General features: G+C 65.6%; 25 protein-coding genes. 14 read left to right on the top strand and 11 right to left on the bottom strand.

The features are described 5' to 3' along the window. Positions 1 to 187 precede the first annotated feature (187 nt). Positions 188 to 2,020: a DNA helicase RecQ gene (gene recQ / locus KUV81_RS14560; RefSeq protein WP_222544609.1), complete on the top strand. Its 1,833-nt coding sequence runs from the start codon at positions 188 to 190 to the stop codon at positions 2,018 to 2,020. Here recQ and KUV81_RS14555 read toward each other — a convergent pair. Continuing rightward, the gene (locus KUV81_RS14555) at positions 1,996 to 3,711 is read right to left on the bottom strand and encodes a tetratricopeptide repeat protein (protein WP_222544608.1); all 1,716 of its coding nucleotides are present in this window, start codon (positions 3,709 to 3,711) and stop codon (positions 1,996 to 1,998) included. The genes recQ and KUV81_RS14555 overlap by 25 nt on opposite strands. Positions 3,712 to 4,149: 438 nt before the next feature. On the opposite strand from KUV81_RS14555, the gene leuA reads away from it, so the two are divergent. From leuA to KUV81_RS14530, 5 genes are all read left to right on the top strand, one after another. Further along, the gene (gene leuA / locus KUV81_RS14550; protein ID WP_222544607.1) at positions 4,150 to 5,715 is read left to right on the top strand and encodes a 2-isopropylmalate synthase; all 1,566 of its coding nucleotides are present in this window, start codon (positions 4,150 to 4,152) and stop codon (positions 5,713 to 5,715) included. Further along, complete coding sequence (gene leuB / locus KUV81_RS14545) at positions 5,712 to 6,809, top strand: 3-isopropylmalate dehydrogenase (protein WP_222544606.1); 1,098 nt, start codon at positions 5,712 to 5,714, stop codon at positions 6,807 to 6,809. The genes leuA and leuB overlap by 4 nt, the downstream gene beginning before the upstream one ends. Further along, a complete protein-coding gene (gene leuC / locus KUV81_RS14540) occupies positions 6,809 to 8,218 on the top strand; it encodes a 3-isopropylmalate dehydratase large subunit (protein ID WP_222544605.1) in 1,410 nt (469 codons plus the stop codon). The genes leuB and leuC overlap by 1 nt, the downstream gene beginning before the upstream one ends. Continuing rightward, entirely contained in the window at positions 8,218 to 8,820 is a 603-nt protein-coding gene (leuD, locus tag KUV81_RS14535) for a 3-isopropylmalate dehydratase small subunit (RefSeq protein WP_222544708.1), read from the top strand. The genes leuC and leuD overlap by 1 nt, the downstream gene beginning before the upstream one ends. Positions 8,821 to 9,129: 309 nt before the next feature. Beyond that, on the top strand, positions 9,130 to 10,449 hold the full coding sequence (locus KUV81_RS14530; RefSeq protein ID WP_222544604.1) for an outer membrane protein transport protein: 1,320 nt from the start codon (positions 9,130 to 9,132) through the stop codon (positions 10,447 to 10,449). A 62-nt stretch (positions 10,450 to 10,511) separates the two neighbouring features. Here KUV81_RS14530 and KUV81_RS14525 read toward each other — a convergent pair whose 3' ends face one another. The 3 genes from KUV81_RS14525 to KUV81_RS14515 all read right to left on the bottom strand — a co-directional run bounded on the left by KUV81_RS14525 (position 10,512) and on the right by KUV81_RS14515 (position 12,778). Beyond that, the gene (locus KUV81_RS14525; protein ID WP_222544603.1) at positions 10,512 to 11,036 is read right to left on the bottom strand and encodes a porin family protein; all 525 of its coding nucleotides are present in this window, start codon (positions 11,034 to 11,036) and stop codon (positions 10,512 to 10,514) included. 228 nt (positions 11,037 to 11,264) lie between these two features. After that, positions 11,265 to 11,804, bottom strand: a complete 540-nt coding sequence (locus KUV81_RS14520; RefSeq protein WP_222544602.1) for a porin family protein — start codon at positions 11,802 to 11,804, stop codon at positions 11,265 to 11,267. An 89-nt stretch (positions 11,805 to 11,893) separates the two neighbouring features. Further along, the gene (locus KUV81_RS14515) at positions 11,894 to 12,778 is read right to left on the bottom strand and encodes a LysR family transcriptional regulator ArgP (RefSeq protein WP_222544601.1); all 885 of its coding nucleotides are present in this window, start codon (positions 12,776 to 12,778) and stop codon (positions 11,894 to 11,896) included. A gap of 101 nt (positions 12,779 to 12,879) precedes the next feature. Between KUV81_RS14515 and KUV81_RS14510 the strand changes: the two genes are divergently transcribed. Further along, positions 12,880 to 13,482, top strand: a complete 603-nt coding sequence (locus KUV81_RS14510) for a LysE/ArgO family amino acid transporter (protein WP_222544600.1) — start codon at positions 12,880 to 12,882, stop codon at positions 13,480 to 13,482. A 227-nt stretch (positions 13,483 to 13,709) separates the two neighbouring features. Here the strand turns inward: KUV81_RS14510 and KUV81_RS14505 are convergent, their stop codons facing one another. From KUV81_RS14505 to KUV81_RS14495, 3 genes are all read right to left on the bottom strand, one after another. Beyond that, complete coding sequence (locus tag KUV81_RS14505; RefSeq protein ID WP_222544599.1) at positions 13,710 to 15,767, bottom strand: alpha/beta hydrolase family protein; 2,058 nt, start codon at positions 15,765 to 15,767, stop codon at positions 13,710 to 13,712. Between the two features lie 63 nt (positions 15,768 to 15,830). Continuing rightward, positions 15,831 to 16,655, bottom strand: a complete 825-nt coding sequence (locus KUV81_RS14500; RefSeq protein ID WP_222544598.1) for a hypothetical protein — start codon at positions 16,653 to 16,655, stop codon at positions 15,831 to 15,833. Between the two features lie 2 nt (positions 16,656 to 16,657). Then, positions 16,658 to 17,050 carry a nitrous oxide-stimulated promoter family protein gene (locus tag KUV81_RS14495; protein ID WP_222544597.1) on the bottom strand — a complete coding sequence of 131 codons (393 nt, stop codon included), beginning with the start codon at positions 17,048 to 17,050 and terminating at the stop codon, positions 16,658 to 16,660. Between the two features lie 206 nt (positions 17,051 to 17,256). Here KUV81_RS14495 and KUV81_RS14490 point away from each other — a divergent pair, with 206 nt between their 5' ends. From KUV81_RS14490 to KUV81_RS14470, 5 genes are all read left to right on the top strand, one after another. Beyond that, positions 17,257 to 18,651, top strand: coding sequence for a protein adenylyltransferase SelO (locus tag KUV81_RS14490; RefSeq protein WP_315900090.1), 1,395 nt, complete (start codon positions 17,257 to 17,259; stop codon positions 18,649 to 18,651). Then, positions 18,615 to 18,944: a DUF3630 family protein gene (locus tag KUV81_RS14485; protein ID WP_222544596.1), complete on the top strand. Its 330-nt coding sequence runs from the start codon at positions 18,615 to 18,617 to the stop codon at positions 18,942 to 18,944. Before KUV81_RS14490 ends, KUV81_RS14485 begins: the two co-directional genes overlap by 37 nt. Further along, entirely contained in the window at positions 18,941 to 19,936 is a 996-nt protein-coding gene (locus KUV81_RS14480; protein ID WP_222544595.1) for a serine/threonine protein kinase, read from the top strand. The genes KUV81_RS14485 and KUV81_RS14480 overlap by 4 nt, the downstream gene beginning before the upstream one ends. Positions 19,937 to 19,991: 55 nt before the next feature. Then, positions 19,992 to 20,621 carry a thiol:disulfide interchange protein DsbA/DsbL gene (locus KUV81_RS14475; protein WP_222544594.1) on the top strand — a complete coding sequence of 210 codons (630 nt, stop codon included), beginning with the start codon at positions 19,992 to 19,994 and terminating at the stop codon, positions 20,619 to 20,621. A gap of 263 nt (positions 20,622 to 20,884) precedes the next feature. Then, a complete protein-coding gene (locus KUV81_RS14470; protein ID WP_222544593.1) occupies positions 20,885 to 21,091 on the top strand; it encodes a DUF1107 domain-containing protein in 207 nt (68 codons plus the stop codon). A gap of 47 nt (positions 21,092 to 21,138) precedes the next feature. Here KUV81_RS14470 and KUV81_RS14465 read toward each other — a convergent pair whose 3' ends face one another. Both KUV81_RS14465 and KUV81_RS14460 read right to left on the bottom strand, forming a co-directional pair. Continuing rightward, positions 21,139 to 21,360 carry a cell division protein ZapB gene (locus KUV81_RS14465; protein WP_222544592.1) on the bottom strand — a complete coding sequence of 74 codons (222 nt, stop codon included), beginning with the start codon at positions 21,358 to 21,360 and terminating at the stop codon, positions 21,139 to 21,141. Positions 21,361 to 21,486: 126 nt separating this feature from the next. Next, positions 21,487 to 21,903 carry a DUF2784 domain-containing protein gene (locus KUV81_RS14460; RefSeq protein ID WP_222544591.1) on the bottom strand — a complete coding sequence of 139 codons (417 nt, stop codon included), beginning with the start codon at positions 21,901 to 21,903 and terminating at the stop codon, positions 21,487 to 21,489. A 37-nt stretch (positions 21,904 to 21,940) separates the two neighbouring features. Between KUV81_RS14460 and KUV81_RS14455 the strand changes: the two genes are divergently transcribed. Together KUV81_RS14455 and KUV81_RS14450 are read left to right on the top strand one after the other, a co-directional pair. Then, complete coding sequence (locus tag KUV81_RS14455) at positions 21,941 to 22,414, top strand: CIA30 family protein (RefSeq protein WP_222544590.1); 474 nt, start codon at positions 21,941 to 21,943, stop codon at positions 22,412 to 22,414. A gap of 172 nt (positions 22,415 to 22,586) precedes the next feature. Beyond that, a complete protein-coding gene (locus tag KUV81_RS14450; protein WP_222544589.1) occupies positions 22,587 to 22,985 on the top strand; it encodes a glycine zipper domain-containing protein in 399 nt (132 codons plus the stop codon). Between the two features lie 113 nt (positions 22,986 to 23,098). Here KUV81_RS14450 and prpF read toward each other — a convergent pair whose 3' ends face one another. Together prpF and acnD are read right to left on the bottom strand one after the other, a co-directional pair. Then, on the bottom strand, positions 23,099 to 24,274 hold the full coding sequence (gene prpF, locus KUV81_RS14445; RefSeq protein ID WP_222544588.1) for a 2-methylaconitate cis-trans isomerase PrpF: 1,176 nt from the start codon (positions 24,272 to 24,274) through the stop codon (positions 23,099 to 23,101). Further along, positions 24,271 to 26,895 (bottom strand): Fe/S-dependent 2-methylisocitrate dehydratase AcnD, encoded by a 2,625-nt coding sequence (acnD, locus tag KUV81_RS14440; protein WP_222544587.1) that lies wholly within the window; start codon positions 26,893 to 26,895, stop codon positions 24,271 to 24,273. The genes prpF and acnD overlap by 4 nt, the downstream gene beginning before the upstream one ends.

The raw sequence follows: 26,895 nt of genomic DNA, 5'->3' as shown, positions 1-26,895 counted from the left end.
AAAGGGCGGGCATTATGCCACCGATGGCGGGTTCTTCTCCACACAGGAACCACCTGGTCGGGTGAGCGTCATGGCAGCGCCTGCGTTGGCGGCACTTTCGATGGTCGCCATCGCCCTCCGGGCGGCAGACAATCGGGGGCCGGTTAAGTAGAATAGCGCCCATTCGTGACCACCTCTGCCGGAATTGATGGACGCCCCAGCCCAAGAAATTGCTCCCGATCAGGACCTTACACTAAGCACCCTGCAACAGGTGTTCGGCTACCGTTCGTTCCGTCCCGGTCAGGACCAGGTGGTGGAGCAGGTGCTGGCGGGGCGAGACTGCCTGGTGATCATGCCCACCGGCGGCGGCAAGAGCCTCTGTTACCAACTGCCGGCCCTGGTGTTGCCCGGCCTGACCCTGGTGATCTCACCACTGATCTCCCTGATGAAGGACCAGGTGGATGCGCTGCGCGAGTCCGGGGTGGCCGCCGCGGCGCTCAACTCCAGCCTGGACCGCCAGGAGGTGGTGCAGCTGCTGGGGGCGGTGCACCGGGGGGAGATCAAGCTGCTCTACATCTCTCCGGAGCGGCTGCTCAGCACCGACATTCAGGAGCGGTTGGCCCATTGGCCTCTCTCCATGGTGGCGGTGGATGAGGCCCACTGCATCAGCCAGTGGGGCCACGATTTCCGCCCCGAGTACGCCCAGCTGGGGTGGCTCAAGCAACGCTTCCCCCAGCTGCCGGTGATGGCCCTGACCGCCACCGCCGATGGCGCCACCCGCCAGGACATCTGCCAGCGCCTGGCGTTGGTGAAACCCTTCCATCACCAGTCCAGCTTTGACCGTCCCAACATCCGTTACACCGTGGTGGAGAAGCTGCGGCCCCTGGAACAACTGACCGAGTACCTGAAACAGCAGAAGGGCAACGCCGGCATCGTCTACTGCGGCAGCCGCCGACGGGTGGATGAGGTGGCCGAAAAGCTGCGTCAGAAGGGGTTTGCCGCCGCCGGCTACCACGCGGGCATGGCCCCGGACGAGCGGGCCCAGGTGCAGGAAGCCTTCCTCCGCGACCAGATCGACATCGTGGTGGCCACCGTGGCATTCGGCATGGGGATCAACAAGTCCAATGTCCGTTTCGTGGTCCACTGGGACCTGCCCAAGTCCATCGAGGGCTACTACCAGGAGACCGGCCGGGCCGGCCGGGACGGTCTGGAGTCGGAGGCGCTGCTGCTGTTCGACCCGGCGGACATCGCCCGGGTGCGCCACCTGCTGGAGCAGGGGGAGCAGGAGCCCAACCCGGTGGACCTGCACAAACTCAACGCCATGGCGGCCTTTGCCGAGGCCCAGATCTGCCGCCGTCAGGTGCTGCTCAACTACTTCGATGAGCCCAGCCACGAGCCCTGCGGCAACTGCGACATCTGCTTGGATCCGCCCAAACGCTACGACGGCACCGAGGAGGCGCGCAAGGCCCTCTCCTGCGTCTACCGGGTGGGACAGCGCTTCGGCATGGGGCATGTGATCGAGGTGCTGCGGGGCAGCCAGTCCCAGACGGTGCAGGATCGCGGCCACCATAAGCTCTCCACCTGGGGGATCGGCAAGGACCGCAGTCACGACCACTGGTTGTCGGTGCTGCGCCAGTTGATCCACCACGGGCTGCTCAACCAGGACATCACCCGCTCCATGGTCTTGACCCTGAACCCCGCCGCCCGGACGGTGCTCAAGGGGGAGCGCAGTCTGGAGCTGGCGGAGCCGCGCCTGGTGCTGCAAAAGCCCTCCAGCCGGCGCAGCCGCGCCCTGCCCAGCCAGTACGATCGCAAGCTGTTCACCAAGCTCAAGGCGCTGCGTCGGGAGTTGGCGGAGGAGGCCGGAGTGCCGCCCTACGTGGTGTTCAACGACGCCACCCTGGCGGAGATGGCGGCCCAGTTGCCGGCCAGCGAGTGGGAGCTTTTGGCGATCAACGGCGTGGGCGAGCGAAAGCTGGAACGCTATGGTCGCCCCTTCCTGAACCTGATTGCCGATTATGCGGAGGCGGACTCCGCCTGAGGCTGGGACTCCGATCGGTTGGGGATGCTCTGGCTGATCAGCTCGTACTCCAGCCGCGCCAGCAACGTCTCCTGATCGTCGAAACCGTTGACTCGAGCCTTGGCCAGCAGCAGCGAACCGCGTCCGGCCCCCTGCAGCAACTGGGTGAGGGAGGCCAGGCGCCAGGCCAGCTCGCCGTCCGCCGCCTGGTCCATCAACAGCAGCGCCGTATGGGGCTCGGGAAGCAGCAGGCGATCTTCCGGGCGCAGATCCCGCTTCAGCAGTGTCGTGCTCTCGCCCAGGGGTTGGGTGGGATCCCGCACCAGGATCACCGCCAGGGGCCGTTCGCTCTGTCGCGAGTCGTTGATGGCCCGATTCAGGGTCTCTCGCCACCCCTCGGGAGCGGCTTGGGGCTGGGGCGACTCGGTGACCGGCCAGAAGCGCCAGATGAAGATCCCCATCAGAATCAATCCCAGCACCACCGACGCCCCTCGCCACATCAGCAGGGATTGCTGCAGATGGAACTGCGCTTCGCTGCTGCTGACCAAGCGCTGACGGTGGCGGTCAGCCTCTTCGCTAAGGGCGCGTTGTTGGCGCTCCAGTTCCGAGGCCTGTTGCTTGTCCAGAAAGCGAGATTGCACCTCGGTGTATTGCAGCAATGCCTCGTAAGCCCCTTCGAAGTCTCCCCGCTGATGGTGATAATCGGCAATCCAGCGCCAGCTTTTGGCCAGGTATCCCCAGTCTCCCCTCGCTTCCTCTTCCTTGAAGAGAATGTCCTGTGCCTTAGCGATGGTTTGCCAGCCTGCCTCGGTGTTACCCATCAGGACATAGGACTGACCTTCGACAATCAAAGCTTTGGCGTAGGTTGCCAGCATATCGACCCGGGCGAAATCCATGGCGGCGGCCCGGGCTAATGGCAGGGCCTCGTCAAATCGACCGAGCTTCAACAGCACCTCGGCACGGAACAGGTTGAAAAACCCCTGGTGATACTTGCCCAGTTCCGGTGGATTGTCGTGCAGACGATCGAGTTGCTGCTGAGCCCGAATCGGCTGATCCAGCTGCGACAGGGCCACGGCGAAGTTAAAGCGAATAAACCACTCCAGAGGGGAACCGGGCTTGGCCAGAGTGATGGCCAACTCCATGGATTCCATGGCTCTGGGGTAATTTTCGAAGTAATAGAAGGTTCTGCCCAGGACAAAGTGCACCTGGGCCAGGGTGATGTGGAGCCATTGGGAGTCGCTAAGATGCTCTTTCTGGCGCAGCGCCATGGTGAGGTCTTCCAGCGCCATGGGCAGATGCCCCTGATCGGCCAGGGACGTGGCTCGGCTGGTGTAAGCGAGCATCAGCAGGTGTGGGTCCTGATGCTGCTCGCCAATCTCGATGCTCTTGGTATAGGCCTCGGTCGCGAGCTGCCGTTGTTCCTCGGAGAAGAGGTAAGAGGCGCGACAGACCGAAAAATACCCTTCGACCAGCGAGTTTCCGGCCTTCTGGGCTAAGGCGACGCCAGTGGCAACCTGGTGATCCACCTCTTTGCCATCCGATGCCATGTACGCCAGTTCGCAGCGCAGCAGGTGCCAGCGGATCTGCCAGTTGATGGGGGCTTTGGGGTAGTACTCAGACCAGTAGTGCTCCATCAGCTCAATGGGGCGGGTGTCCATATTGGCGATAGCGTCGGCGATGGGGTCCAGTGAGGGGATCGGCTCATCCGCCATCGCCCCAGGGGCGCCGGCAAACAACCAAAATGCGAGGAACCAAGCCAAGGCTCGGGGTAGGGCCGCCAATACGTCTTTCCTTAGGGCGTTATCATCCTGATCACAACGGCAGGCTATCGCGGCAACTTTAGACAATCAAGCGCATTTACACAGGCTGTGCGGCACGTACATTTCCGGTTCAAAAAGCGGTTGACAAATGCCCAGGCGCTGGCAACTATGGATGGGAATTTGACGCTGTAAGCACAATAACGAGACTGATGACGCACTTCGCCCGCCACAACCAACTAACTCTAATCCTAGCAGGACGCTGCGTGGGAGCAGAGGGTGTGGCCGGCTGACAGGAGCTCGAGCAACAGACTCTAACCCGCGCAGAATGCGCGGGTTTTTTTATGCCTGGAGCAAAACCCGCATTCTGTGAACAGACGAATGGAGGAAAGGATGTCGGATCGGGTCATTTTGTTTGATACCACCTTGCGCGACGGTGAGCAGGCACTGGCGGCCAGTTTGTCGGTGAACGAGAAACTGCAGATCGCCCGGGCGCTGGAACGCACCGGGATCGACATTATCGAGGCGGGCTTCCCGGTTTCGTCACCGGGGGATTTTGACTCGGTGCAGCAGATCGCCCGCACCATCAAGAACAGCCGGATCTGCGCCCTGTCCCGGGCGGTCCAGGGGGACATCGACGCCGCCGCCGAAGCGCTCAAGGTGGCGGACCAGTTCCGCATCCACACCTTTATCTCCACCTCCAGCATCCACGTCGAGAGCAAGCTCAAGCGCAGCTTCGACCAGGTGCTGACCATGGCCACCGACGCGGTGCGCTATGCCCGCCGCTTCACCGACGACGTGGAGTTCTCCTGCGAGGACGCCGGGCGGACCCCCATCGACGATCTCTGCCGTATGGTGGAGGCGGCCATCAAGGCCGGCGCCACCACGGTGAACATCCCGGACACCGTGGGCTACACCACCCCCAGCCAGTTCGGCGGCATCATCACCAACCTGTTTGAGCGGGTGCCCAACATCCACAACGCGGTGATCTCGGTGCACTGTCACGATGATCTGGGCCTGTCGGTGGCCAACTCCATCGCCGCCATCGAGGCAGGAGCCCGCCAGGTGGAGGGCACCATCAACGGCATCGGCGAGCGGGCCGGCAATGCGGCGCTGGAGGAGATCATCATGATCCTCAACACCCGCAAGGATCACTTCGGCCTCACCACCAACGCCCAACCCACCGAAATCTACCGCACCAGCTCCCAGGTCAGCCGCCTGTGCAACATGCCGATCCAGCCCAACAAGGCGATCGTCGGCAGCAACGCCTTCAGCCACAGCTCCGGGATCCACCAGGATGGAATGCTCAAGGCGCAGAACACCTACGAGATCATGACGCCGGAATCCGTGGGGCTGCCCCGCAATACCCTGAACCTGACCTCCCGCTCCGGCCGTCACGTGATCAAGCACCGGATGACCGAGCTGGGCTACCAGGAGCAGGATTTTGACCTGGACGTGCTCTACCAGCGCTTTTTGGAGTTGGCGGACAAGAAGGGCCAGGTGTTTGACTACGACCTCGAAGCCCTGCTGTTTTTCGAGAACCAGCAGGAGGCCGATGCCCACTACCGTCTGCGTCAGCTCAATGTGCAGGCGGGCAGCAACCACTTCGCCACCGGCTCGGTGGAGCTGGGGATCGGCGACGCCGTGGTGACCGAGGCGGCCACTGGCAACGGCCCGGTGGACTCGGTCTACCGGGCCATCGAGCGGGCCACCGGACAGAAGATCGCCATCCAGAGCTTCGACATCGAGGCCACCGGTGAGGGGCACGATGCCCTGGGCCAGGTGGACATTACCGCCGAATACCAGGGGCGGACCTTCCATGGCATGGGGCTGTCCACCGACATCATCGAGGCGTCGGCCCGGGCTCTGATCCACGTATACAACCTGATCCATCGCCAGCAGCGCATCGATCAGCAAAAACACGACAAGACACAAGACAACGCAGTGGGGGACGCATGAGGGAGCACAAGGTGGCCATCCTGGCCGGGGACGGCATCGGGCCGGAGGTGATGGCCCAGGCTCAGAAGGTGCTGGACGTGGCGGGAGCGCAGTTTGGCTTCGCCCTCTCGACCACCCCCTGCCTGGTGGGCGGGGCGGCCATCGACGCCGTGGGCACCCCGCTGCCGGCGGACACCCTGGCGGCCTGCGAGGCGTCGGACGCCATCCTGTTTGGCTCCGTGGGCGGGCCGAAGTGGGAGGGCCTGGCTCCCAACGAGCAACCGGAGCGGGGCTCCCTTCTGCCTCTGCGCAAGCACTTCAACCTGTTCTGCAACCTGCGCCCGGCCAAGATTCACCCGGGACTGGAGCACCTCTCCTACCTGCGCGGCGACATCGCCGCCCAGGGGATGGACGTGCTGGTGGTGCGCGAGCTCACCGGCGACATCTACTTTGGCCAGCCGCGGGGTCGTGAGGGTGAAGGGGAGCAGGAGTGCGGCTTCGACACCATGCGCTACAGCCGCTTCGAGATCCGTCGCATCGCCCGCATGGCCTTTGATGCTGCCCGTCGGCGCCGCGGCCGGGTGCTGTCGGTGGACAAGGCCAACGTGCTGACCACCTCCATGCTGTGGCGGGAGGAGGTGATCGCCATCGCCGCCGATTACCCCGACGTCGAGCTGGAGCACATCTACATCGACAACGCCACCATGCAGCTGCTGCGCCGGGCCAGCGAGTTCGACGTCATCCTCTGCGGCAACCTGTTTGGCGACATCATCTCCGATGAGGCGGCGATGATCACCGGCTCCATGGGCCTGCTGCCCTCCGCCAGCCTCAATGAGTCCGGCTTTGGCATGTACGAGCCCGCCGGGGGCAGCGCCCCGGACATCGCCGGCCAGGGGATCGCCAACCCGGTGGCACAGATCCTCTCCGCCAGTCTGATGTTGCGCCACAGCCTGGGGGAAACCGAGGCGGCGGACGCCATCGATGCCGCGGTCAGTGCCGCCCTGGCGGACGGCTGCCTCACCGGTGAGTTGCTGGCCCCCGAAGCCCGTGACCGCGCCCTCTCCACCGCCCAGATGGGCGACGCCGTTGTTCAGCGCATCAAGGAGGCCCGCTGATGGCCCAGACCCTGTACGAAAAGATTTGGCACAGCCACCGCATCCCCACGCCCAAAGGCGAGACGCCGATCATCTACATCGACCGCCACCTGGTGCACGAGGTGACCTCGCCCCAGGCGTTTGATGGCCTGCGCCAGGCCGGCCGTCCGGTGCGTCGGCCGGATCGCACCATCGCCACCATGGATCACAACACCTCCACCACCAGCGCCTCCATTGCCGCCCTGCCGGCCCTGGCGCGCACCCAGGTGGAGACGTTGCAGAAAAACTGCGACGAGTTCGGTGTCACCCTGTTCGACATCCATCACCCGAACCAGGGCATCGTCCATGTAATGGGGCCGGAACAGGGGCTGACCCTGCCGGGCAGCACCATCGTCTGTGGCGACTCCCACACCGCCACCCACGGCGCTTTCGGCGCTCTGGCCTTCGGCATCGGCACCTCCGAGGTGGAGCATGTGCTGGCCACCCAGACCCTGCGTCAGCGCCAGGCCAAGACCATGAAGATCGAGGTGCGCGGACAGGTGGGGCCGGGGATCACCGCCAAGGACATTGTGCTGGCGATCATCGGCCGAGTGGGCCATGGCGGCGGCACCGGCTACGTGGTGGAGTTCTGCGGTGAAGCGATCCGGGCGCTCTCCATGGAGGGGCGGATGACGGTGTGCAACATGGCCATCGAACTGGGGGCCAAGGCAGGGCTGATCGCGCCGGACCAGACCACCGTCGACTACCTGGAGGGGCGCCCCTATGCGCCCAGCGGGGATGACTGGGTGCAAGCCAAGGCGGACTGGGCGCAGCTGCACAGCGACTCCGACGCGGCGTTCGACGCCGAGGTGGTGCTGGAAGCGGCCGAGATCGAGCCGCAGATCACCTGGGGCACCAACCCCGGGCAGGTGATGGCGGTGGGTGCCCGGGTGCCGGATCCGGCCAGCTTCGCCGATCCCATCGAGCAGAGCGCCGCCATCAAGGCCCTGGCCTACATGGGCCTGGAGCCGAACCAGGCGTTGTCTGAGGTGGCGGTGGATGCGGTGTTCATCGGCTCCTGCACCAACTCCCGCATCGAGGATCTGCGGGCCGCGGCGACTATCGCCAAGGGCCGGACCGTGGCCGCCGGGGTGCAGGCCATCGTAGTGCCCGGCTCCCACCGGGTGAAAGCCCAGGCGGAAGCCGAGGGGCTGGACCGGATCTTCACCGCCGCCGGGTTCGAGTGGCGCCTGCCGGGCTGCTCCATGTGTCTGGGGATGAACGAGGATCGCCTCACGGCCGGCCAGCGCTGCGCCTCCACCTCCAACCGTAACTTCGAGGGGCGTCAGGGCCGGGGCAGCCGTACCCATCTGGTCAGCCCCGCCATGGCCGCCGCCGCCGCGGTGACCGGTCACTTCGCCGACGTGCGCCAGTTCGAGGAGATCCAATGATGCAGGCCTTTACCCAGCACCGGGGCGTGGCCGTCGCCCTGCCCCACGCCAACATCGACACCGATCAGCTGATCCCCAAGCAGTTCCTGGCCAAGGTGACGCGCGAGGGTTTCGGGGTACACCTGTTCCACGATTGGCGCTACCTGGACGACGCCGGCAACGAGGCTAACCCGACCTTTCCCCTCAACCGGGCGGAGTACGCCGGTGCCAGCATCCTGCTGGCGGGGGAGAACTTTGGCTGCGGTTCCAGCCGCGAGCACGCCCCCTGGGCGCTGGCGGACTTCGGTTTTCGCGCCATCATCGCCCCCAGTTTCGCCGACATCTTCTACCAGAACGCCATCAACAATGGTTTGCTGCCGGTGATCCTGCCGGAGGCGCAGATCCAGGCGCTGACGGCGGCGGTGGAGGCCGTGCCGGGCACGGCGTTGACCGTCGATCTGACCGCCTGCCAGGTGGTGACGCCTGAGGGCCAGCGTTTCCCCTTCGAGTTGGACGCCGCGGCGCGGCAGAATCTGCTGGAGGGCAAAGACGCCATCGGTCAGTCCCTGGCCCAGATGGCGGCCATCGAAGCTTTCGAGGCCCAGTCCCCCCGCTGGCGCTGATCCGCCCCCCAATTCAACGCCCTTTCCCAGACCCGGGCCAGCAGATTCTGCTGGCCCGTTTTAACGTTTGGTGCCGCTGGGGCAAGGGCGCACACCCTTGCCAATCAACAAGATATAAATTCAGGTTACGAGTGTTAACTCTAAATTGGCCCAAAAGGTGGAGCAATTGCTCTATTGGCCAGTGAAAACCCCTGCCCTGGTGGCAAATTAGAGTATTAACTCGCAAACTTTTGTTAGGACATTGTGTCCACAGGTTTCCTACCTATGATGACGCCGATCACACAAAGCCAACCTTGAATGGGGAGTTGCATGAAGTACCGTATGTTGTCTGGCGTCATCGCCGCGGCGCTGGCCGGCCAGGCGCACGCCGCCGGGTTCCAGCTGGCGGAAACCTCCGCCACCGGCCTGGGCCGGGCCTTTGCCGGGGAAGCGGCCATCGCCGACAACGCCGCCGCCCAGGGCCGTAACCCGGCCCTGCTCACTCAGCTGGAGGGTCGCCAACTGTCTGCGGGCGCCATCTTCGTGGCGCCGGATGTGGCCGCTGAGGGCACCATCAGCCACCCCCATCTGACCGCCGACGGCGTGGCGATGAAAACCGTGGCCGCCGACGCCGGTGACCTGGTGCCCAATGCCTGGGTGCCCAACTTCTTCTACAGCAACCGGCTGAACGATCGCTGGGCCTATGGCCTGGCCATCAACTCCAACTACGGCCTCAAAAGCGAACTGCCCGCCACCCATCCGGCGGCGATCTTCGGCAGCAACACCGAGATCACCACCATCGAGTTCAACCCCAACCTGGCGTTCAAGGTGAACGAACGGCTGAGCCTGGGGGCCGGGGTGCGTTTCGTCTACGGCGACGGCGCCATCAGCGGCACCGCCCCGGGCTGGGTGGCGGATCCCGACGTGGCCCCGCTGCTGGGGATGATCGGCCTGCCGCCGGTGGCCCCGGGCACCGAGCTCAAGGCGCTCTCCGGCGACGATTACGCCTGGGGCTACAAACTGGGCGCCACCTGGCAACCGGCCCCGGGCCACACCCTGGGGCTCTCCTATCACTCCGAGGTGGAGCTGAACCTGGAGGGCGACGCCGGGGGCCTGCTCTACGCCCCGGATGGCCTGGCTCGTCCCGGTAAGCTCGGCCTGACCCTGCCCGCCTTCGCCGAATTGGCTTCCAGCCACCAGCTGACCGACGCCTGGCGCTTGTCCGCTTCCGTCAATTGGACCCAGTGGAGCCGCTTCGATGACCTGGTGGCCGAATTCCCGGACGGCAGCACGGACCTGGTCAAAGAGGAGGAGTTCAAGGACAACTGGCGCGTGGCCATCGGTTCCGACTACCGCTTGAACGAACAGTTGGTGCTGCGAGGCGGGGTGGCCTACGACCGCACGGCGGTGGACGATGCGCATCGGACCCTCAGCATCCCGGACTCCAACCGCCTCTGGTTCAGCACCGGCCTGGGCTACGCCTTCAGCGAGCGACTGACCCTGGACCTGGCGGTGACCTACATCCACTCTCAGGGGGACGCGCCCATCACCGAAACCTTCGAAGTGGACGGCACCGCCCTGGCCCAGTACAACGGCGAGGTGACCGGCAGCGTCTGGCTGGCCGGCGCCCAGCTGAGCTACAAGCTGTAACGGCCGAGCTTCAAACTAAAAAACCCGCCGACATGGCGGGTTTTTTTATGCTCTGGGGCGGCTCAGAAGCGGTAGGTGAACCCCAGGTTCAGACTGTCGAGATCCTCCACCAGGGAGACGTACTCCAGGGTAAAGGCGGCGTTCTCGGTGCCGCCGAGCTTGAGGCCCAGGCCGTAGCTGAAGTCGTTTTCGCTGGCGCTTTCGCTCTGGCCCAGGGCGCTGGCGGTCAACTCGGCGTCGGCAAAGCCCAACAGGCCATAGACGCTGACCCAGTCGCTGATGGGCAGGGTGCCCACCAGGTAGCCGGCGTAGTAGTGGTCCAGCTCCAGATCGATGTCGGTCTCCATAAAGGTGATGCTGTCGTCGCTGACGCCGAAGCCAAGGCGGGCCTCCAGGCCCAGGTAGGGGTTGAACTGATACCCCCCCAGCAGGGTCAGGCCGATGGGGTTGACGGTGCCCAACCCGGTGTCGCCATCCAGGTAGTTCAGTTGGCCGCCAAAGTAGGGGGAGCCTTGATCGAGGTTGGCGGAGGCGGGGCCGGCCAGCAGCGCGGTGCCTAGGGCCAGGGTAAGCAGAGTGCGTTTCATAATAACTTCCATGTGGTTAGGGTCGGTTAAAGAGTGCACACAGTGTTCAAGGGGTGTCACCTTGTGGCGCACAAACCAGTGATCCTGATCGCAAAATAACCGGTGCAACAACAGGTTGCGAAACTTATCTCACCAGCGACTCTATCAGCTTGAGGGGCCATCCTAAACAGAGAAAAGCGGCCTCTAGGGCCGCTTATGTCGGGGTATCCAGTGCGAGATCCGCCCGGCTCAGAAGTCGTAGCGCACCCCCAATCCCAGGCCGGCCACATCGATGTCGCCCTTGTCGAGCCACTGCACCGCCTCGATGGTGATCGCCAGACGTTCGGTGGCCAGCAAGCTGAGCCCCACGCCGTAGGTGACGTCGGTGCTGCCGAAGGTGTCGCTGCGGCTGTCCAGATCCTGCTCCAGGTTGACGTCGGTGGCCCCCAGCAACACGTAGACCTTGACCCAGTCGCTCAGGGGGAGGGTGCCGGTCAGGTAGAGGCCGTAGTAGGAGTCGATCTCGATGGTGATGTCTTCGTTGGTCTCGTCGTCCGACACCCCCAGGCCGATCCGCCCCTCGACCGCCAGGTAGGGGTTGAACTGGTAGCCCCCCAGGGCGTGCAGGGCGATGGGGTTGGCGTCACCGAACTGGGTGTCCACCTGGCCGTAGTTGAACTGGGCGCCCAGGTACCAGTTGCCCTGGTTGATGGCGCTGAAGTCCCAATCGGCCCGAACCGGGCTCACCAACAGCATCAGAATGGTCAGCAAAATGGCGCGCAAGGTCATGACTTTTCCCTTTAATCTCGTCCCTGAGACTAAGGGTGGCACTTCCTTGGGGCCTTGCCACTCCAATTGCGGGCAAATTGATCTGGCCCCTAGCCCAGGCGCGCCTTGGCCTCCTGGATCAGCACCGACGCCAGGCGGCTCATGGTGGGGGATTGCAGGCGCCAGCTGTGCCAGTACAAGGGCACGTCCAGGTGGTGACCGGTCACCGCCTGCAGGGCTCCGGCCCGGGCGTAGGGGGCCAGTTGGAGGCTGGGGATCAGCGCCCAGGCGATGCCGGAGAGGGCCAGATCCACAAAGCCCTGGGCCGAGGGGATCAGGTGGTGGGGCGGCAGGTGATCCAGTTTGGGAAAGTGGCGGGCCAGGAAGCGGCTGAGCAGGTCGTCGTGCTGGCTGTACACCACGGTGGGGGCCTGGCTCAGGGCCTCGGCATCCAGCCCGTTGGGGAAGTGGCGTTCGATAAAGGCCGGGGCGGCCACCATCTGGTAGCGCAGGGTGCCCAAAGGCTGGGCCCGGCAGCCCTGCACCGGTTTGGCGGTGGCGGAGATGCAGCCGGCCACCTCCCCGGCCTTGAGCCGGTTGAGGGTGATGTCCTCGTCCTCGACGATAAGCTCGGTCAGCAGCTGATGCTCGTCGAACAGCCGGGTCAGGGCCTGGGGCAGCCAGGTGGCCAGGCTGTCGGCGTTGACCGCCAGGGCGATGCGCTCGAAGCGGGAGCGCTCGCCGGTAAGCAGCGCTTCGGAGAGGTTGGCCTCCATCAGCGCCACCTGCTGCTGATGGCGCAGCAACAGCAACCCTGCGTCGGTGGCCCGCACCGGGTTGGCGCGCACCAGCAGGGGCCGACCCACCCGCTGCTCCAGGGTGCCGATCCGCTGTGAGACCGCCGATTGGGTGAGATTTAACCGGCGGGCGGCCTTGTCAAAACTGCCCTGGCGCACCACCTCGGCCAGGGCGTGCAGCAGCTTGTAGTCCAGCACGATTTGTTAATTAATTTTTCTGATATTGAATAAGCATTATTAGATTTTTTCTATGGCGTCTCAACCCTACACTGCCCGCCTTGATTGAGGGGAGAGACAGCATGATCACGGCGTTCGTAAACGGTTTGGGCATTGGCGCGGCACTCATTATGGCGATCGGCGCCCAGGGTGCCTTTGTGCTGAGCCAGGCGCTCAAGCGCCACCACCATCTCTGGGTGGCGCTGGTTTGCACCCTCTGTGATGGCCTGCTGATCGGCCTGGGGGTGGCCGGTGTCGGTGCGCTGATCAGTGAAAGCGAGCTGCTGATGGCGGTGGCCCGTTACGGCGGTGGGGCCTTCCTGCTGGTGTTCGGCCTGGCCTCCCTGCGCCGGGCCCTCAAGGGCACCCAGCTGGAGGCCCAGGGGGGGCTGCAGGGCGGTCGGCGCTCGGTGATCCTGGCCACCCTGGCGGTGACCCTGCTGAACCCCCATGTCTACCTGGATGCCCTGGTGCTGCTCGGTTCCATTGGCGCCCAGTTCGGTGACGAACGCTGGTTCTTCTTCGCCGGCACCGTGACCGCCTCGACCCTGTGGTTCTTTGGTCTGAGCATGGGGGCCGCCCGCCTGGCACCGGTGCTGGCCCGCCCGGCGGTGTGGCGCGGCATCGATCTTATGGTCTGGGCCCTGATGTGGGGCATTGGTCTTAAGCTATTGGTGTGGGGTTAAAAAAAGTTAAAGCCTTGGTCGAACCGCGTCGCTCTTAAGCAGGGAGACCCGGTTTGGCCGGGCAGGGAGGCTCAGTCGGCATTCGCCGGCCAGTGCCTGACCGGGTCTCGGGTCTGTGCCCAACAGACTCTTCCAATGCCCAAGTCCCAAGGCCGCCCGCCCAGGCGGCCTTTCTTGCGTCTGGGGATCAAAAAAAGGGCCGCTGAGGCGGCCCTGTGGTGGAGGACTCACTCCACCGGTTTGCCCAGCACATGGTGCTCGAACCAGGCCAGATCCCACTGCATCTTGGCCAGTTTGTGCCGGTAGGTGCTCAGGCCGTGCCCCTCGCCGGGGTAGATCAGCAGCTCGGTGGGCACCTCCAGGTACTGCTTCAGGGTGCGGTAGAGGCCATAGGCGTGGGGGGCCGGCACCCGGGCGTCCTTCTCCCCCATGTGGATCACCGTCGGGGTGGTGATGTTGGCGGCGTGACTCAGGCTGGAGCCGTGGGTGTAGGCCTCCGGCTGCTCCCAGGGCAGCCCCTGCATAAAGTTGATCACGTGCCCCGGGGTGTCCTCGAGGATCCACTGCAGACGCTGGTCCCAGACGCCGGCGCCGGAGCTGGCGGCCTTGAAACGGTTGCTGGTGCTGATCAGCGCGTTGGTCAGGTAACCGCCGTTGCTCCAGCCCATCACCGCCAGTTTCTCCGCGTCCACCAGCCCCTGGGCAATCAGGTTATCCACCCCGGCCTGGATGTCCGCCACCTCGATGTCGTGCTCCCGTCCCACCAGGTCCACCAGGAAGCGGTCGCCAAAGCCGGTGGAGCCGCGGTAGTTGGGGGAGAGCAGCGCCCAGCCTCGGGCGGCGAAGGTGCTGCGTCCGTAGGTGCGGTGTTGCAGGGCGTAGGGGGTGGCCGCCGTGGGGCCGCCGTGGATCTGCACCACCAGAGGCAGGGGGCCGTCACTCTTCTGGTAGCCGTGGGGCAGCTCCAGGATCCCCTCCACCGGGCTGCCATCGGGGGCGGTCCAGCGCACGATGCTCAGCTGCGGTAGCTGCCAGGCAGCGGTCTGAGGGTTGATGTTGGTACGTCGCTCCGGTGTGCGACCCACCCGGCCGCTGTAGAGCTCGTAGAAGTGATCCAGGCCATTGTGGGTGAGGGCCAGCTCCCGGCCCTTAGCGGAGAAGGCGAAACCGCCGACCACAAAATCGCCCTCGGTGAGGCTGCGGGTGGCGCCCTGCTCGGTGCCGTCCATCTCGGTGCAGTAGAGGCGCACCCGGGCGTGTTCGCTGGCTCGGTAGCAGATCTCATCACTGCCCGGGCGCCAGGCGATGTTGTCGCCGTTCAGGGTGGCGTCGCCGGGCCGGGTCAGGTCCGCCTGGCCCACCACCTGGCCGCTCCGGTCCAGTTCGGTGACGAACAGTTGTCCCGGGTGGCCGTCGTAGTCGATGCGAAACGCCAGACGGGTCCCATCCGGACTCCAGCGGGGCTGCATCAGCCAGCCATAGGGCGAGGGGGCCTGCGCCCGCCAGGCGTCGTCCGGCAGAGTGGCGCCGCGCTGGGCCTGACGGTCATAGACGTGTACATCGGACCACCCCTCCAGGTGCACCAGCTCGTTGTCGTCGGTGATCACCCGGGCGATGCGGTTGCCGTCCGGGCTGATGTCGAAGCCCCACACCACCTTGTTGTCGTCCAGCACCAGCTCACTGCGGTAGCTGGCGAGATCCAGCCGGTAGAGGGGATTGACCGTCACCGTACCGTGGCCGTACTGGGGGGCATCATGGGTACTGCGCAGGCCGGCAAAGGGGTCGTCGCTCTTGTGTTCCTTGTTGCTGGTGTACCACAGCGCCTGGCCCTGGGGCCCCAGGGTGAACTGGCTGATCCCCTCGGGCGAGCGGGTCAGGGGCACCACCTCACTGCTGGTGAGGTTCAATCGGAAGATCTGCGCCTTGCCGTTGTAGGGGGCCTTGGCGTCCTCGCCACGAGACTCGGCCTTGAGGAAATAGAGGTAGCGGCCATCGGCACTGAACTGGGGGTGGCCCTCGTTCTCTTCGCTGAAGGTGAGCCGCTCCGGGGTGCCCTTGGGCAAAGTCATGCGCCAGAGGTCTTTCTTCTGACCGTCGCTCTGCTTGTCCCAGTAGGACTGCACCCAGGTGGCCTGCTTGCCGTTGCCGCTCAGGGTGAGATCGCTCATATGAGCGATGGTGAAGTAGTCCTCTGGGGTGATGACGTGGTCGCGGGGGGTGGCCTGGGCAGCGCCGGCACACAGGGTCAGCAGCGCCAGTGCGGCGGGTAATCGTCCTGTTGTCATTGTTTTAACTCCTTGTAGCCTGGCCCGAGGGTAACGGAAAAGGGTCGAGGGCTAAAGGGGCATTCAGGGGCGGTTGAGATCCCGCAGGAAGGCCAGCTCCTCGGAGCTCAAGATGGACTCGGAGGCCCGCTTGGGAGGATGCACCTCCGGGCTGGGCTGGCGGCGCCGCAACCAGGCGGCGCTGGTGATCTGACGCAGGGCAAAGGCCAGGCTGAACAGCAGCAGGAGAACAATGGCCAGGCGGATCGCCAGGTTCAGCCAGGCGGGTAATGGGCCCCCCAGTGACAGGGGCAGCAGGGCACTGCTCAGGCGCAGCAACCACACCAGGCTGGCGGTCACCGCCAGAACCAGCAGCCAGCGGCGGCGCAGGTCCCGGCCGCTGGCACTGAGGCTGCGCCGGGGGCGGCCCCAGCGGCGCCAGTCCCGCAGCAGGGCCAAGAGGTAGAAGCCAAACTGACTGACCGCCCCCAGGGGCAGCAGCACCAGCAGCAGGCCCTGGTTCCAGCCGAGCTTCTCTGCCCAGGTCGGCAGCATCACCAGGGCCAGGGTGGCCAGGACCAACGCCAGGGGCAGGCCCAGGTGCCAGCCGGGCTCGGCGCGGCGCCGGCGCAGCTGGCTGTTGAGATGGAGGTAGAGGCAGGGCAGCGCCAGAAACTGCAGGGCGAACAGCGGCAGGATCTGCATCGGGCTCAGCAGCCAGGGGGCGAAGGGAAACAGGAAATAGAGCGCCAGCAGGGCAAACCAGGCGGCCAGGTAGCGTTCGGAGCGGTAGGGATCCCGGTAGAGGTAACGCAGGAAGGCCGCCAGCAGCAGGCAGTTGATCCCCCCCACCAGGGCGATCCCCAGGTGCAGCCAGGTGAGCAGATCCATCACCGGCGGCACCGTCATCTTCAGCGCTCCGCGGGGGGCCGCTTACGCGCCCGGTTAGAGCGCATGGGGGGGCGCTTGGGCACCGGCCGACGCTCGTCCAGCAGGTGGCGCAGGGCCTCGATGGGGTGGCGCAGCAGCATCCGGGGGCCGGCGTAGCGCATCACTTCGCGCACCTGGGCCTTGGGCTCCGGCTTGTAGCAGTGGATGGGGCATTTGGCGCAGGTGGGCTTGGTGTCGCCGTAGGGGCAACGATCCAGCTTGGTTTCGGCGTAATCCAGCAGCTCGCGGCACTGGGGGCAGATCCCCTGGTCCCGCTCCACCTGGCCGCAATGATCCTTGCAGTAGATCTGCATCATGTGGGCGATGGTCTGGTATTCCCGGGCCAGGCGGCCGGTGAGCCGGGTGCTTTTCATGGTATAACCTAGTGCGTAACTCGGATTTTCTTCATCCTAACCCCGCGCCATGCTGGGGATAAGTCGAAGATAACGAATTCGCGATCGAGATCAAATGGGGATCATCGGGCCGCAGGCCTCTGCGTCGTCGGCCCGACTCAGGCAAGGGGGATGGAGCAGTGGCAGAGCAGACGGATAGGGAAGGCACGCCGGGCTGGCAACCGGGGATCGGCCATCGGTTGCCCTGGCTGGGCAGCCAGGTGCGCCCGGCGCCCCTGGCCAACCCCCGCTGGGTCGGCTGGAGTGAGGATCTGGCCGCCACCCTGGAGCTGGCCCCGGACGAGGCCACCCTGGCCCTGCTCAGTGGCAGTGTCACGCCCCTGCCCTGGACACCGGTGGCCCAGGTCTACAGCGGTCACCAGTTCGGGGGTTACACGCCGAGGCTGGGGGACGGACGCGGTTTGCACCTGGGGGAGCGGCACGGCCAGGAACTCTTCCTCAAGGGCAGCGGCCCTACCCCCTATAGCCGCAGTGGTGACGGTCGGGCGGTGCTGCGCAGTGCCATCCGAGAGTTTCTTGCCAGCGAAGCGCTGCACCATCTGGGGATCGCCACCACCCGGGCGCTGGCGGTGATCGGCTCCGACACCCCGGTGTGGCGCGAGCAGCAGGAGACCGGCGCGATCACCGTGCGGGTGAGCCCCAGCCACCTGCGTTTTGGCCACTTCGAGTACTTCTACTACACCCGGCAGCAGGCGCAGCTGGCGGCGCTGATTGAGGACACCCTGGCCCACCATTTTCCCGATGCCCTGGCGGCGCCCAACCCCAAGCTGGCCTGGCTGGAAGCGGTGGTATCACGCACCGCCGAGACCGTGGCCGACTGGCAGGCGTTCGGTTTCTGCCACGGGGTGCTCAACAGCGACAACATGTCCATCCTGGGGGAGACCTTCGACTACGGCCCCTTCGCCTTTTTGGACGCCTTCCAGGCCGGCCACATCTGCAACCACTCGGATCACCAGGGGCGCTACGCCTTCGACCAGCAGCCGGGGATCGGCCTGTGGAACCTTAACCGCCTGGCGGTGACCCTGACCCCCTGGCTCTCCGAGGAACAGCTTAAAGGCGCCCTGGCCCGTTACGAGCCGGTGCTGGTGGCCCGTTACCTGGCACGGATGGGCGCCCGCCTGGGATTGGACGCCCCGCAGGAGGCGGATCTGGCGCTGATCGGGGGCCTGCTCAATCTGATGGAGGCGGCCGGTGCCGACTACAGCAACACCCTGCGCAGCTTTGCCGAGCTGGATCCGGCCAGCGACGACACTCCGCTGCACCGACGCCTGGCGACCCAGCCGGGCTTCGACCCGTGGTGGCGCCGCTACCAGGCGAGACTGGGGGGCGTGACGGAGCTGGGCCCCTGGCAGTGGGCCCGCGCCCAGGCCAATCCGGCGCTGATCCTGCGCACCCACCTGGCCCAGGAGGCGATCGCCGCCGCCGAGCAGGGGGACAACGCCCCCCTGGCCCGCTTGCACCGGGCCTTGTGCCGGCCCTATGATCCGGACTCGGACTTTGACGACCTGCGAGACGATGCCCCCTCATGGAGCCAACAGATCACCCTCTCCTGCTCAAGCTAGGCCCCGCCCGCTATGACCGCGAGCCCGCCCAGCTGCTCTGGCCCTGCCCCCTCAGTCAGGAGGAGGCCCTGGTGGCCGCCCCCCTGCTGATGGCTTCCTTGGAGTGCACCCTGGGGCCGGTGGAGCAAGGCGCCGACCGGCTCTACTGGCCGCTGGAGTTTGAGGGCACGGCCCTCAGCCTGCAGTACGAGGCCCTGTGCGACAGCCTGTGGATCCAGGCCGGAGAGGGCGGTGATACCGAAGGTGACCAGGTGGTGGCCTTCCTGGCCCGGCTGGCGGGAGCGAGCGTGTGAGCGAGGCCCAGTTCGATTTCCAATCCCTGACGCCGGATCTGGTGCTGGACGCGGTGGAGTCCCTCGGGGTTTACCCGGACACCGGGCTGCTGCCGCTGAACAGCTACGAGAACCGGGTCTATCAGTTCCGCGCCGAAGACGGACGGCGCTACGTCACCAAGTTCTACCGGCCCCAGCGCTGGAGCGAGGCGCAGATCCTGGAGGAGCACGCCTTTGCCCGGGAGCTGGCCGACAACGAGGTGCCGGTGGCGGCGCCCATCGCGTTGGAGGGCCGCACCCTGTTCGCCCACCAGGGTTACCGCTTTGCCCTCTGGCACAGCGTCGGCGGTCGCCAGTTCGAGGTGGACAACCTGGAGCAGCTTGAGGGGGTGGGCCGCTTCCTCGGCCGGCTCCACCAGGTGGGCCGCCAGGCGCCGTTTCAACATCGGCCGGCCCTGAGCCTTGAGGAGTTTGGTCATCAGGCCCGGGCGGTATTGCAGCAGCAGGCCCAGTTGGGGCCGCACATCGAAACCCCCTTCTTTACCGTGCTCGACCAGGTGCTGGCACGCATCGAGGGCCCGCTCAGCGAGCCGGTTACGAGCTTGCGGCTGCACGGCGACATGCACCCGGGCAACATCCTCTGGCTCGACGAGGGCCCCAGCTTTGTCGACCTGGACGACGCCCGTTCCGGCCCCGCGGTGCAGGATCTGTGGATGATGCTCAACGGCGACCGGGCCAGTCAGCTGTTGCAGCTGGACGTGCTGCTGGAGGGCTACGAGACCTTTGCCAGCTTGCCCAGCGCCGAGCTGAAACTGATTGAGCCGCTGCGGGCGCTGCGGATGATCAACTACCTGGCCTGGTTAACCAAACGCTGGCATGACCCGGCGTTTCCCCGGAACTTTCCCTGGTTTGGCACGGACAAATTCTGGGAACAACAGGTTCTGGCCCTGAAGGAACAGCTGGCGGCCCTCGATGACGCCCCGCTTTCCCTGGCGCCGGGCTACACTCCCTAGGGATCCTGTGGCACTCTTGTGCTGCATCCATTTGTAAACTCAAAGAGAAATCTCGATGAAAAAAATGCTGGCCATCGCCTTTGCCCTGGTCCTGGCGCCCCTGAGTGCCTTTGCCGCGGCTACCGATGGGGCTTCCAACTTCAAGGAAGGCACCCACTACACCACTTTCAACCAGAGCCCGGTTAACGGCCAACCTACGGTCACCGAGTTCTTCTCCTTCTACTGCCCCCACTGCTACACCTTCGAAAAGAACTACGTCGGCGCCATCAAGGCCGGCCTGGCAGACGGAGTGGAGTTTGAGCAGTACCACGTGGACTTCATTGGCCGTGAGATGGGCCCCGAGATGTCCCGCGCTCTGGCCGTGGCTCAGCTGCTGAAGGTACAGGACACCATCAAGCCGGCGATGTTCTCCGCCATCCACGATGCCCGTCGCACCTTTACCGGCCGCAACGACGTGCGCCAGCTGTTTGTCGACAACGGCGTCTCCGCCACCGACTTCGACAAGGCCGCCGAGAGCTTTATGGTCAACAGCACCATGAAGAAGTGGAAGAAGGCGCAGCAGGACAGCGGCATCCGCGGTGTGCCCTCCCTGATGGTGAACAACAAGTACATCGTCGATGTGGGCAGCGTGCAGTCCCTGGAAGAGCTGACCGATCTGCTGAACTACCTGGCCAAGAAGGGCTAAGTGACAGATAAGCTGTAATCTTTTCTGTACACTCGAGGCGGGACTCCATACGGGGTCCCGTCTCTTTTTGTCGTCAAAATCCCCGTACTATGCCCGCGGTTTTTCACTAACCCGAGCGAAATCCGACAGATGCCAAAGGTCTTACCAAGCATTCTGAACTGGAACTGGGTTCGCACGTGATTTTTTGTTCTGGATAGGAACCTCATTGCGGTAAGATCGGTCAGACCTTACGCATGAGACGTAACGCATTAAGGATTGAAGCTGTGAGAATTTTTCCGCTCTACGCCCCCAGACTGATCGCCAAGCACGCCCGCATCTTCCGCGACGGCGTGGTGATGGTGCGCCACCTGGGCCGGCTGGAGTTTCGCAATGGACGCTTCGTTATGCCAGAACGGCCGCTGCCCAAAGTGCGCACGGCCATCACCGAGCTGAACGAGCTGTTGGCGCCCCAGCCGGCGCCGAGTTTCTGAAGCCGGGCACAAAAAAGGGTGGGACAGTTCCCACCCTTTTTGTTTGCTCAGGCCTCCCGGGGCAGGCGCCCCAGTAACCCCTCCACCTTACTGTGCCAGGCGGCCAGTTGCTGCCGCAGCTGCTGGTTTTCCTGCTCCAACCGCTGTTGCTGTATTGCCATCTCGCCGCTGCGCTGTCGCTCTTCCTCAAGCTCCAACTGCATCAGCTCCATGGTGTCCAGGGCGTTCTGTACCCGGGACTCCAACTGTTCCAGTAACTCCAGGCTCATCTAGGTCAGTCCTTACTTCGGTGTCAGGCCCCGATTCTAGCAGCCCCCCGGGGCCCGGGATACGCTTTGAATGGCGTTTGGCGAGGGATTGAGCAAAGGGGTAAACCCCAGTAAATCCGTAAGTTATCAGGGTTTGTTTCGACGCTTTTCCTTGGGGGCCGGAGGCACGCCCCACCAGGTGATCACCACCAGCAGGGCAAACAGGGTGTAGGCCAGGGTGAACACCCACCAGGGGGCCTCGAAATAGAGCAGCCGATGCAGGTAATGCTGGATGAAGCTGCCCTGGTAGCTGACCGCGCCGGCGGCACTGCGCAGGGATTGCTCAAGAATGGTCAGGGGGCAGAGCTGTCCCAGCCAGGCCTGGGCCACCACCACGGCGATGGCCGCCAGGTGGGCCCAGCGAAACCCCCGGTGGTGCACCCAGCCCCAACCCAATCCCCAGCCCAACCAGATGACCAGCAGGCCACCGATCACGAAAAGGACAAAGGCCAGGTGCAGCACCAGCACCAGATCGGCCGCCAGCAGCAGGAGAAGATCAGGCATGATGTTCAGTATAAGGGTGAGGGCAAAGGAGCGAGTCATGTGGCAACTGCAGCTGGATGAGGTGGCCCCCTGGCGGGCGGTCAACGACGATGTGATGGGCGGGCAGTCTCAGAGCCAATACGAGGCTCGGGATGGACAGGGGCGCTTTTGGGGGCGGGTCTCCCTGGCCAACGGCGGGGGCTTCGCCTCGGTGCGCCGGCCAGTGTCCCTGCCCCCCACGCTGAGCCAGTTGGTGCTCAAGGTGCGGGGGGATGGCCGCCGCTACCAGTTGCGGTTGCGTACCCACCGGCGGCTGGATGGCGTGGTGTACGCCGCTCCCTTTGACACCCAGAAGGGGCAGTGGCAGACACTGACCTTTGTGGCCAGTGACTTCACCGCCACCTACCGGGGCCGCCCGGTTGCCGGGGCGCCCCCCCTGGTTTTGGCCGAGGCGCGTCAGCTGGGGCTGCTGATTGGTCAGGGGCAGGCCGGCGACTTTGCCCTTAGCCTGGCGTCGCTGGTAGGCCGCTAAAGGGCAGCAACCGAGATGAGGCCGGTGCCCCCTCCTGCGGAGGCGGCAGGGGGTTTCAGCGGCGCTTAATCGACTCTTAAGTGGTCAAGGTTTCGCCAGTTGGGCAGACTTAGCGCCCAGTTGGTGCCGCGGTGGCGGTGCCGTGGCTCGCCCTACCCCTGAGGAGAACGTCATGACCAAGCCCCTGATCGTCTTGCTGGCCGGCACCCTGCTGATGGGGTGCGCCAGCCCCGCCTTCGACCACGACAACGAAAACGCCGCGCGCAACAAGGGGGCCGCCGGTGGTGCCCTGCTGGGTCTGACGGCCGGTGCCCTGACCGGGGACGCCGAGCTGGCGGCCAAGGGGGCGGTGGCCGGTGCCGTGGCCGGCGGCGTGGCCGGCTCCATGCATGATACCGAGCAGGCGCGGGAGAACGGCCGCAACGCCGAAACCGCCGATGCCCTGCGCCAGGACAATCGCAGTGAGGCCGAGAAACGGGCCGATGAACTGGAGGCGGAGTTGCGGATCCTGGAGCTGGAGCGGCAAATTGCCGAGCTCAATGGCGCCGCCGATGCCCGCGAAGCGGAGTAAGTCCGTGCCAGCGCCCCTAGAACGCGACCCCGGTGGTCGCGTTTTTTTTGTGCCCGGTTGGCCATAAAAAAGCCCCGCACAGGGCGGGGCAAGGGTTGGGATATTTGGTGGAGTTAGCGGGGTACCCGCACCGCCCCCTCCATCAACACCCGGGCGCTGCGGCTCATGGTGACGGAACGGGCCTGCCATTGACCGTCGACTTCCGCCACCTCGGCGCCCACCTTGAGGGTGCCCGAGGGGTGGCCGAAACGGACGCCGGCCACGGTGTTGCCGCCGGCTGCGTCGTTCACCAGGGTGCCGGGGATGGCCGCCGCCACGGCGATGGCCACCGCGGCGGTGCCCATCATGGCGTGGTGCAGCTTGCCCATGGACAGCGCCCGCACATTGAGATCGATCTGCTGGGCCTCTATGACCTTACCGCTGGAGGCGGTGTAGGTTTGGGGGCCGGCAACGATGGCGATCTTGGGGGTATGGGCCCGGCTGGCGGCTTCGCTCAAGTCGGCGATCAGCCCCATCTTCCGGGCGCCGTAGGCCCGCAGCTGCTCGAACCGCGCCAAGGCGGCCGGGTCGCCGTTGATCGCCTCCTGTAGTTCGGTGCCCTGGTAGCCCAGATCCTCGGCCCGGACGAACACCGTGGGGATCCCGGCGTTGATCAGGGTGACGGTGAGGCGACCACCGGCCACCAGGGCCTCCGGCACCTCGAGCACCTCGGTGCGCTCTCCGGTGGGGAAGAGTTCGCCATCCGCCGGATCGGCAAAGGTGACCGCCACCTCGGCGGCGGGAAAGGTGACCCCGTCCAGCTCGAAGTCCCCGGTCTCCTGCACCTGGCCGTCGGTGATGGGCACCCGGGCCAGGATGGTTTTGCCGATGTTGGCCTGCCAGATCCGCACGGTACAGATGCCGTTCTCGGGCACGCGCTCGGCCTCCACCAGGCCGTTCTCGATGGCAAAGGCGCCCACCGCGGCGGTGAGGTTGCCGCAGTTGCCGCTCCAGTCGATCACCGGCTTGTCGATGGCCACCTGGCCAAACAGGTAGTCGACGTCGTGCTCGGGGCGGTCGCTCTTGTCGAGGATCACCGTCTTGCTGGTGCTGGAGGTGGCGCCACCCATGCCGTCGGTGTGCTTGCCGTAGGGATCGGGGCTGCCGATCACCCGCAGCAGGATGGCGTCCCGCTGCGGTCCGGCTGCCTGCGCCTCGGTGGGCAGGTCCGTCCGCTTAAAGAACACCCCCTTGCTGGTGCCGCCCCGCATGTAGGTGGCGGGGATTTTGCGCTGTGGCTGGTGGCTCATTGTGCCCCCTCGCTGGCCAAGAAATCCTTGGCAAAGCGCTGCAGCACGCCGCCGGCTTCGTACACCGAAACCTCCTCGGCGGTGTCCAGACGGCAGGTGACCGGCACCTCCAGGGTGTCGCCGTTGGCGCGGTGGATCAGCAGGGTCAGGGTGGCCCCCGGGGTGCGCTCCCCCAGCACGTCGTAGGTTTCGGTGCCGTCCAGGCCCAGGGTCAGGCGGGTGGTGCCGGGCTTGAACTCCAGCGGCAGCACGCCCATCCCCACCAGGTTGGTGCGGTGGATGCGCTCGAAGCCCTCCGCCACGATCGCCTCGACGCCGGCCAGGCGCACGCCCTTGGCGGCCCAGTCCCGGCTGGAGCCCTGACCGTAGTCGGCCCCGGCGACGATGCACAGGGGCTGCTTGCGGCCCATGTAGGTTTCAATCGCCTCCCACATGCGGGTGACCTGCCCCTCCGGCTCGATGCGGGCCAGTGAGCCCTGCTCCACCTCACCCTGTTGGTCCCGCACCATCTCGTTGAGCAGCTTGGGGTTGGCGAAGGTGGCGCGCTGGGCGGTCAGGTGGTCGCCCCGGTGGGTGGCGTAGGAGTTGAAGTCCTCCTCCGGCAGGCCCATCTTCGCCAGGTATTCGCCGGCGGCGCTGGCGGCCAGGATGGCGTTGGAGGGGGAGAGGTGGTCGGTGGTGATGTTGTCCCCGAGCACCGCCAGGGGACGCATCCCCTTGAGGCTGCGCTCACCGGCCAGGGCGCCCTCCCAGTAGGGGGGACGGCGGATGTAGGTGGACATGGGCCGCCAGTCGTAGAGCGGGTTGTTCTCTTCGCCGTAATCGACGCTGAGATCGAACATCGGCTCGTAGACGGACTTGAACTGCTCCGGTTTCACAAAGTCCCGCACGATGGCGTCGATCTCTTCGTCACTGGGCCAGAGATCTTTGAGGGTGATGGCATTGCCGTTGGCATCCCGACCCAGCACATCCTGCTCGATGTCGAAACGCACGGTGCCGGCGATGGCGTAGGCCACCACCAGCGGCGGAGAGGCCAGGAACGCCTGCTTGGCATAGGGATGGATCCGGCCGTCGAAGTTGCGGTTGCCGGAGAGCACGGCGGTAGCGTAGAGGTCGCGGTCGATGATCTCCTGCTGGATGGTCGGGTCCAGGGCACCGCTCATGCCGTTACAGGTGGTGCAGGCGTAGGCGACGATGCCGAAGCCCAGCTTCTCCAGCTCCGGCAGCAGGCCGGCGGCCTCCAGGTAGAGTCGGGCCACCTTGGAGCCGGGGGCGAAGGAGGATTTCACCCAGGGTTTGCGCACCAGCCCCAGGGCGTTGGCCTTCTTGGCCACCAGGCCGGCGGCCACCACGTTGCGGGGGTTGGAGGTGTTGGTACAGCTGGTGATGGCGGCGATGATCACCGCCCCGTCCGGCAGCTGACCCTCGGCTTCCTGCTGCTGGGCGGCGGCCAGCTCGGTGGCGATCCCCCGCTCGGCCAAGGCGCTGGTGGGCAGGCGGCGATGGGGGTTGGAGGGGCCGGCCATGTTGCGGCCTACGGCTCCCAGGTCAAACTCCAGCACCCGCTCGTACTGGGCGGTTTTCAGGTCATCGGCCCAGAGCCCGGCGGTCTTGGCGTACTGCTCCACCAGGGCGACCTGCTCCGGCTCGCGGCCGGTGAGGGTCAGGTAGTCCAGGGTCTGCTGGTCGATGTAGAACATGCCGGCGGTGGCGCCAAACTCCGGGGTCATGTTGGCGATGGTGGCGCGGTCGCCGATGGTAAGGCTGTCGGCACCCTCGCCAAAGAACTCCAGGTAGGCGGAGACCACCCGCTCCTGGCGCAGGAACTCGGTCAGGGCCAGGACGATGTCGGTGGCGGTGATGCCGGGTTGACGCTGGCCGGTCAGCTTAACGCCGACGATCTGGGGCAGGCGCATCATGGAGGGGCGGCCCAGCATGACGGTTTCCGCTTCCAGGCCACCGACGCCGATGGCGATCACCCCCAGGGCGTCGACGTGGGGGGTGTGGCTGTCGGTGCCGACGCAGGTGTCCGGGAAGGCGATGCCGTCGCGGGACTGGATCACCGGGGACATCTTCTCCAGGTTGATCTGGTGCATGATGCCGTTGCCGGCGGGGATCACATCCACGTTCTTGAACGCCGTCTTGCACCAGTCGATGAAGTGGAAGCGGTCGGCGTTGCGGCGCTCCTCGATGGCGCGGTTCTTCTCGAAGGCGTCGGGGTCGAAACCGGCGTGTTCCACCGCCAGGGAGTGGTCGACGATCAGCTGGGTGGGCACCACCGGGTTGACGGCGGCGGGGTCACCGCCCTGCTCGGCGATGGCGTCGCGCAGGCCGGCCAGGTCCACCAGGGCGGTCTGGCCCAGGATGTCGTGACAGACCACCCGGGCAGGGTACCAGGGGAAATCCTTGTCGCGCTTGCGCTGGATGATCTGCGCCAGGCTGGCGGTCAGCTCGCTGGGGTCGCAGCGGCGCACCAGTTGCTCCGCCAGGACACGGGCGGTGTAGGGCAGGGTGTCGTAGGCCCCGGGCTGGATGGCGTCCACCGCTTGTCGGGTGTCGTAGTAGTCCAGGCCACTGCCGGGCAGGGGTTTGCGGTATTCGGTGTTGTTCACTGCAGGCAC

The organism is Ferrimonas balearica, from assembly GCF_019802085.1.
In the GTDB taxonomy this organism is placed as follows: Bacteria; Pseudomonadota; Gammaproteobacteria; order Enterobacterales; family Shewanellaceae; genus Ferrimonas; species Ferrimonas balearica_B.
Note: the sequence above shows the minus strand (reverse complement) of the source record. Positions and strands in the feature narration are given on the sequence as shown.

Bases quoted from the DNA above. Each gene is read 5' to 3' on its own strand.
- KUV81_RS14505 (WP_222544599.1), bottom strand. From the start codon at position 15,767: ATGACAACAGGACGATTACCCGCCGCACTGGCGCTGCTGACCCTGTGT.
- KUV81_RS14500 (WP_222544598.1), bottom strand. From the start codon at position 16,655: ATGACGGTGCCGCCGGTGATGGATCTGCTCACCTGGCTGCACCTGGGG.
- prpF (WP_222544588.1), bottom strand. From the start codon at position 24,274: ATGAGCCACCAGCCACAGCGCAAAATCCCCGCCACCTACATGCGGGGC.
- KUV81_RS14460 (WP_222544591.1), bottom strand. From the start codon at position 21,903: ATGCCTGATCTTCTCCTGCTGCTGGCGGCCGATCTGGTGCTGGTGCTG.
- recQ (WP_222544609.1), top strand. From the start codon at position 188: ATGGACGCCCCAGCCCAAGAAATTGCTCCCGATCAGGACCTTACACTA.
- KUV81_RS14510 (WP_222544600.1), top strand. From the start codon at position 12,880: ATGATCACGGCGTTCGTAAACGGTTTGGGCATTGGCGCGGCACTCATT.
- leuC (WP_222544605.1), top strand. From the start codon at position 6,809: ATGGCCCAGACCCTGTACGAAAAGATTTGGCACAGCCACCGCATCCCC.
- KUV81_RS14450 (WP_222544589.1), top strand. From the start codon at position 22,587: ATGACCAAGCCCCTGATCGTCTTGCTGGCCGGCACCCTGCTGATGGGG.
- KUV81_RS14455 (WP_222544590.1), top strand. From the start codon at position 21,941: ATGTGGCAACTGCAGCTGGATGAGGTGGCCCCCTGGCGGGCGGTCAAC.
- KUV81_RS14555 (WP_222544608.1), bottom strand. From the start codon at position 3,711: ATGGCGGATGAGCCGATCCCCTCACTGGACCCCATCGCCGACGCTATC.
- KUV81_RS14465 (WP_222544592.1), bottom strand. From the start codon at position 21,360: ATGAGCCTGGAGTTACTGGAACAGTTGGAGTCCCGGGTACAGAACGCC.
- KUV81_RS14530 (WP_222544604.1), top strand. From the start codon at position 9,130: ATGAAGTACCGTATGTTGTCTGGCGTCATCGCCGCGGCGCTGGCCGGC.
- leuD (WP_222544708.1), top strand. From the start codon at position 8,218: ATGCAGGCCTTTACCCAGCACCGGGGCGTGGCCGTCGCCCTGCCCCAC.
- KUV81_RS14485 (WP_222544596.1), top strand. From the start codon at position 18,615: ATGGAGCCAACAGATCACCCTCTCCTGCTCAAGCTAGGCCCCGCCCGC.
- KUV81_RS14475 (WP_222544594.1), top strand. From the start codon at position 19,992: ATGAAAAAAATGCTGGCCATCGCCTTTGCCCTGGTCCTGGCGCCCCTG.
- KUV81_RS14520 (WP_222544602.1), bottom strand. From the start codon at position 11,804: ATGACCTTGCGCGCCATTTTGCTGACCATTCTGATGCTGTTGGTGAGC.
- leuA (WP_222544607.1), top strand. From the start codon at position 4,150: ATGTCGGATCGGGTCATTTTGTTTGATACCACCTTGCGCGACGGTGAG.
- KUV81_RS14525 (WP_222544603.1), bottom strand. From the start codon at position 11,036: ATGAAACGCACTCTGCTTACCCTGGCCCTAGGCACCGCGCTGCTGGCC.
- leuB (WP_222544606.1), top strand. From the start codon at position 5,712: ATGAGGGAGCACAAGGTGGCCATCCTGGCCGGGGACGGCATCGGGCCG.
- KUV81_RS14495 (WP_222544597.1), bottom strand. From the start codon at position 17,050: ATGAAAAGCACCCGGCTCACCGGCCGCCTGGCCCGGGAATACCAGACC.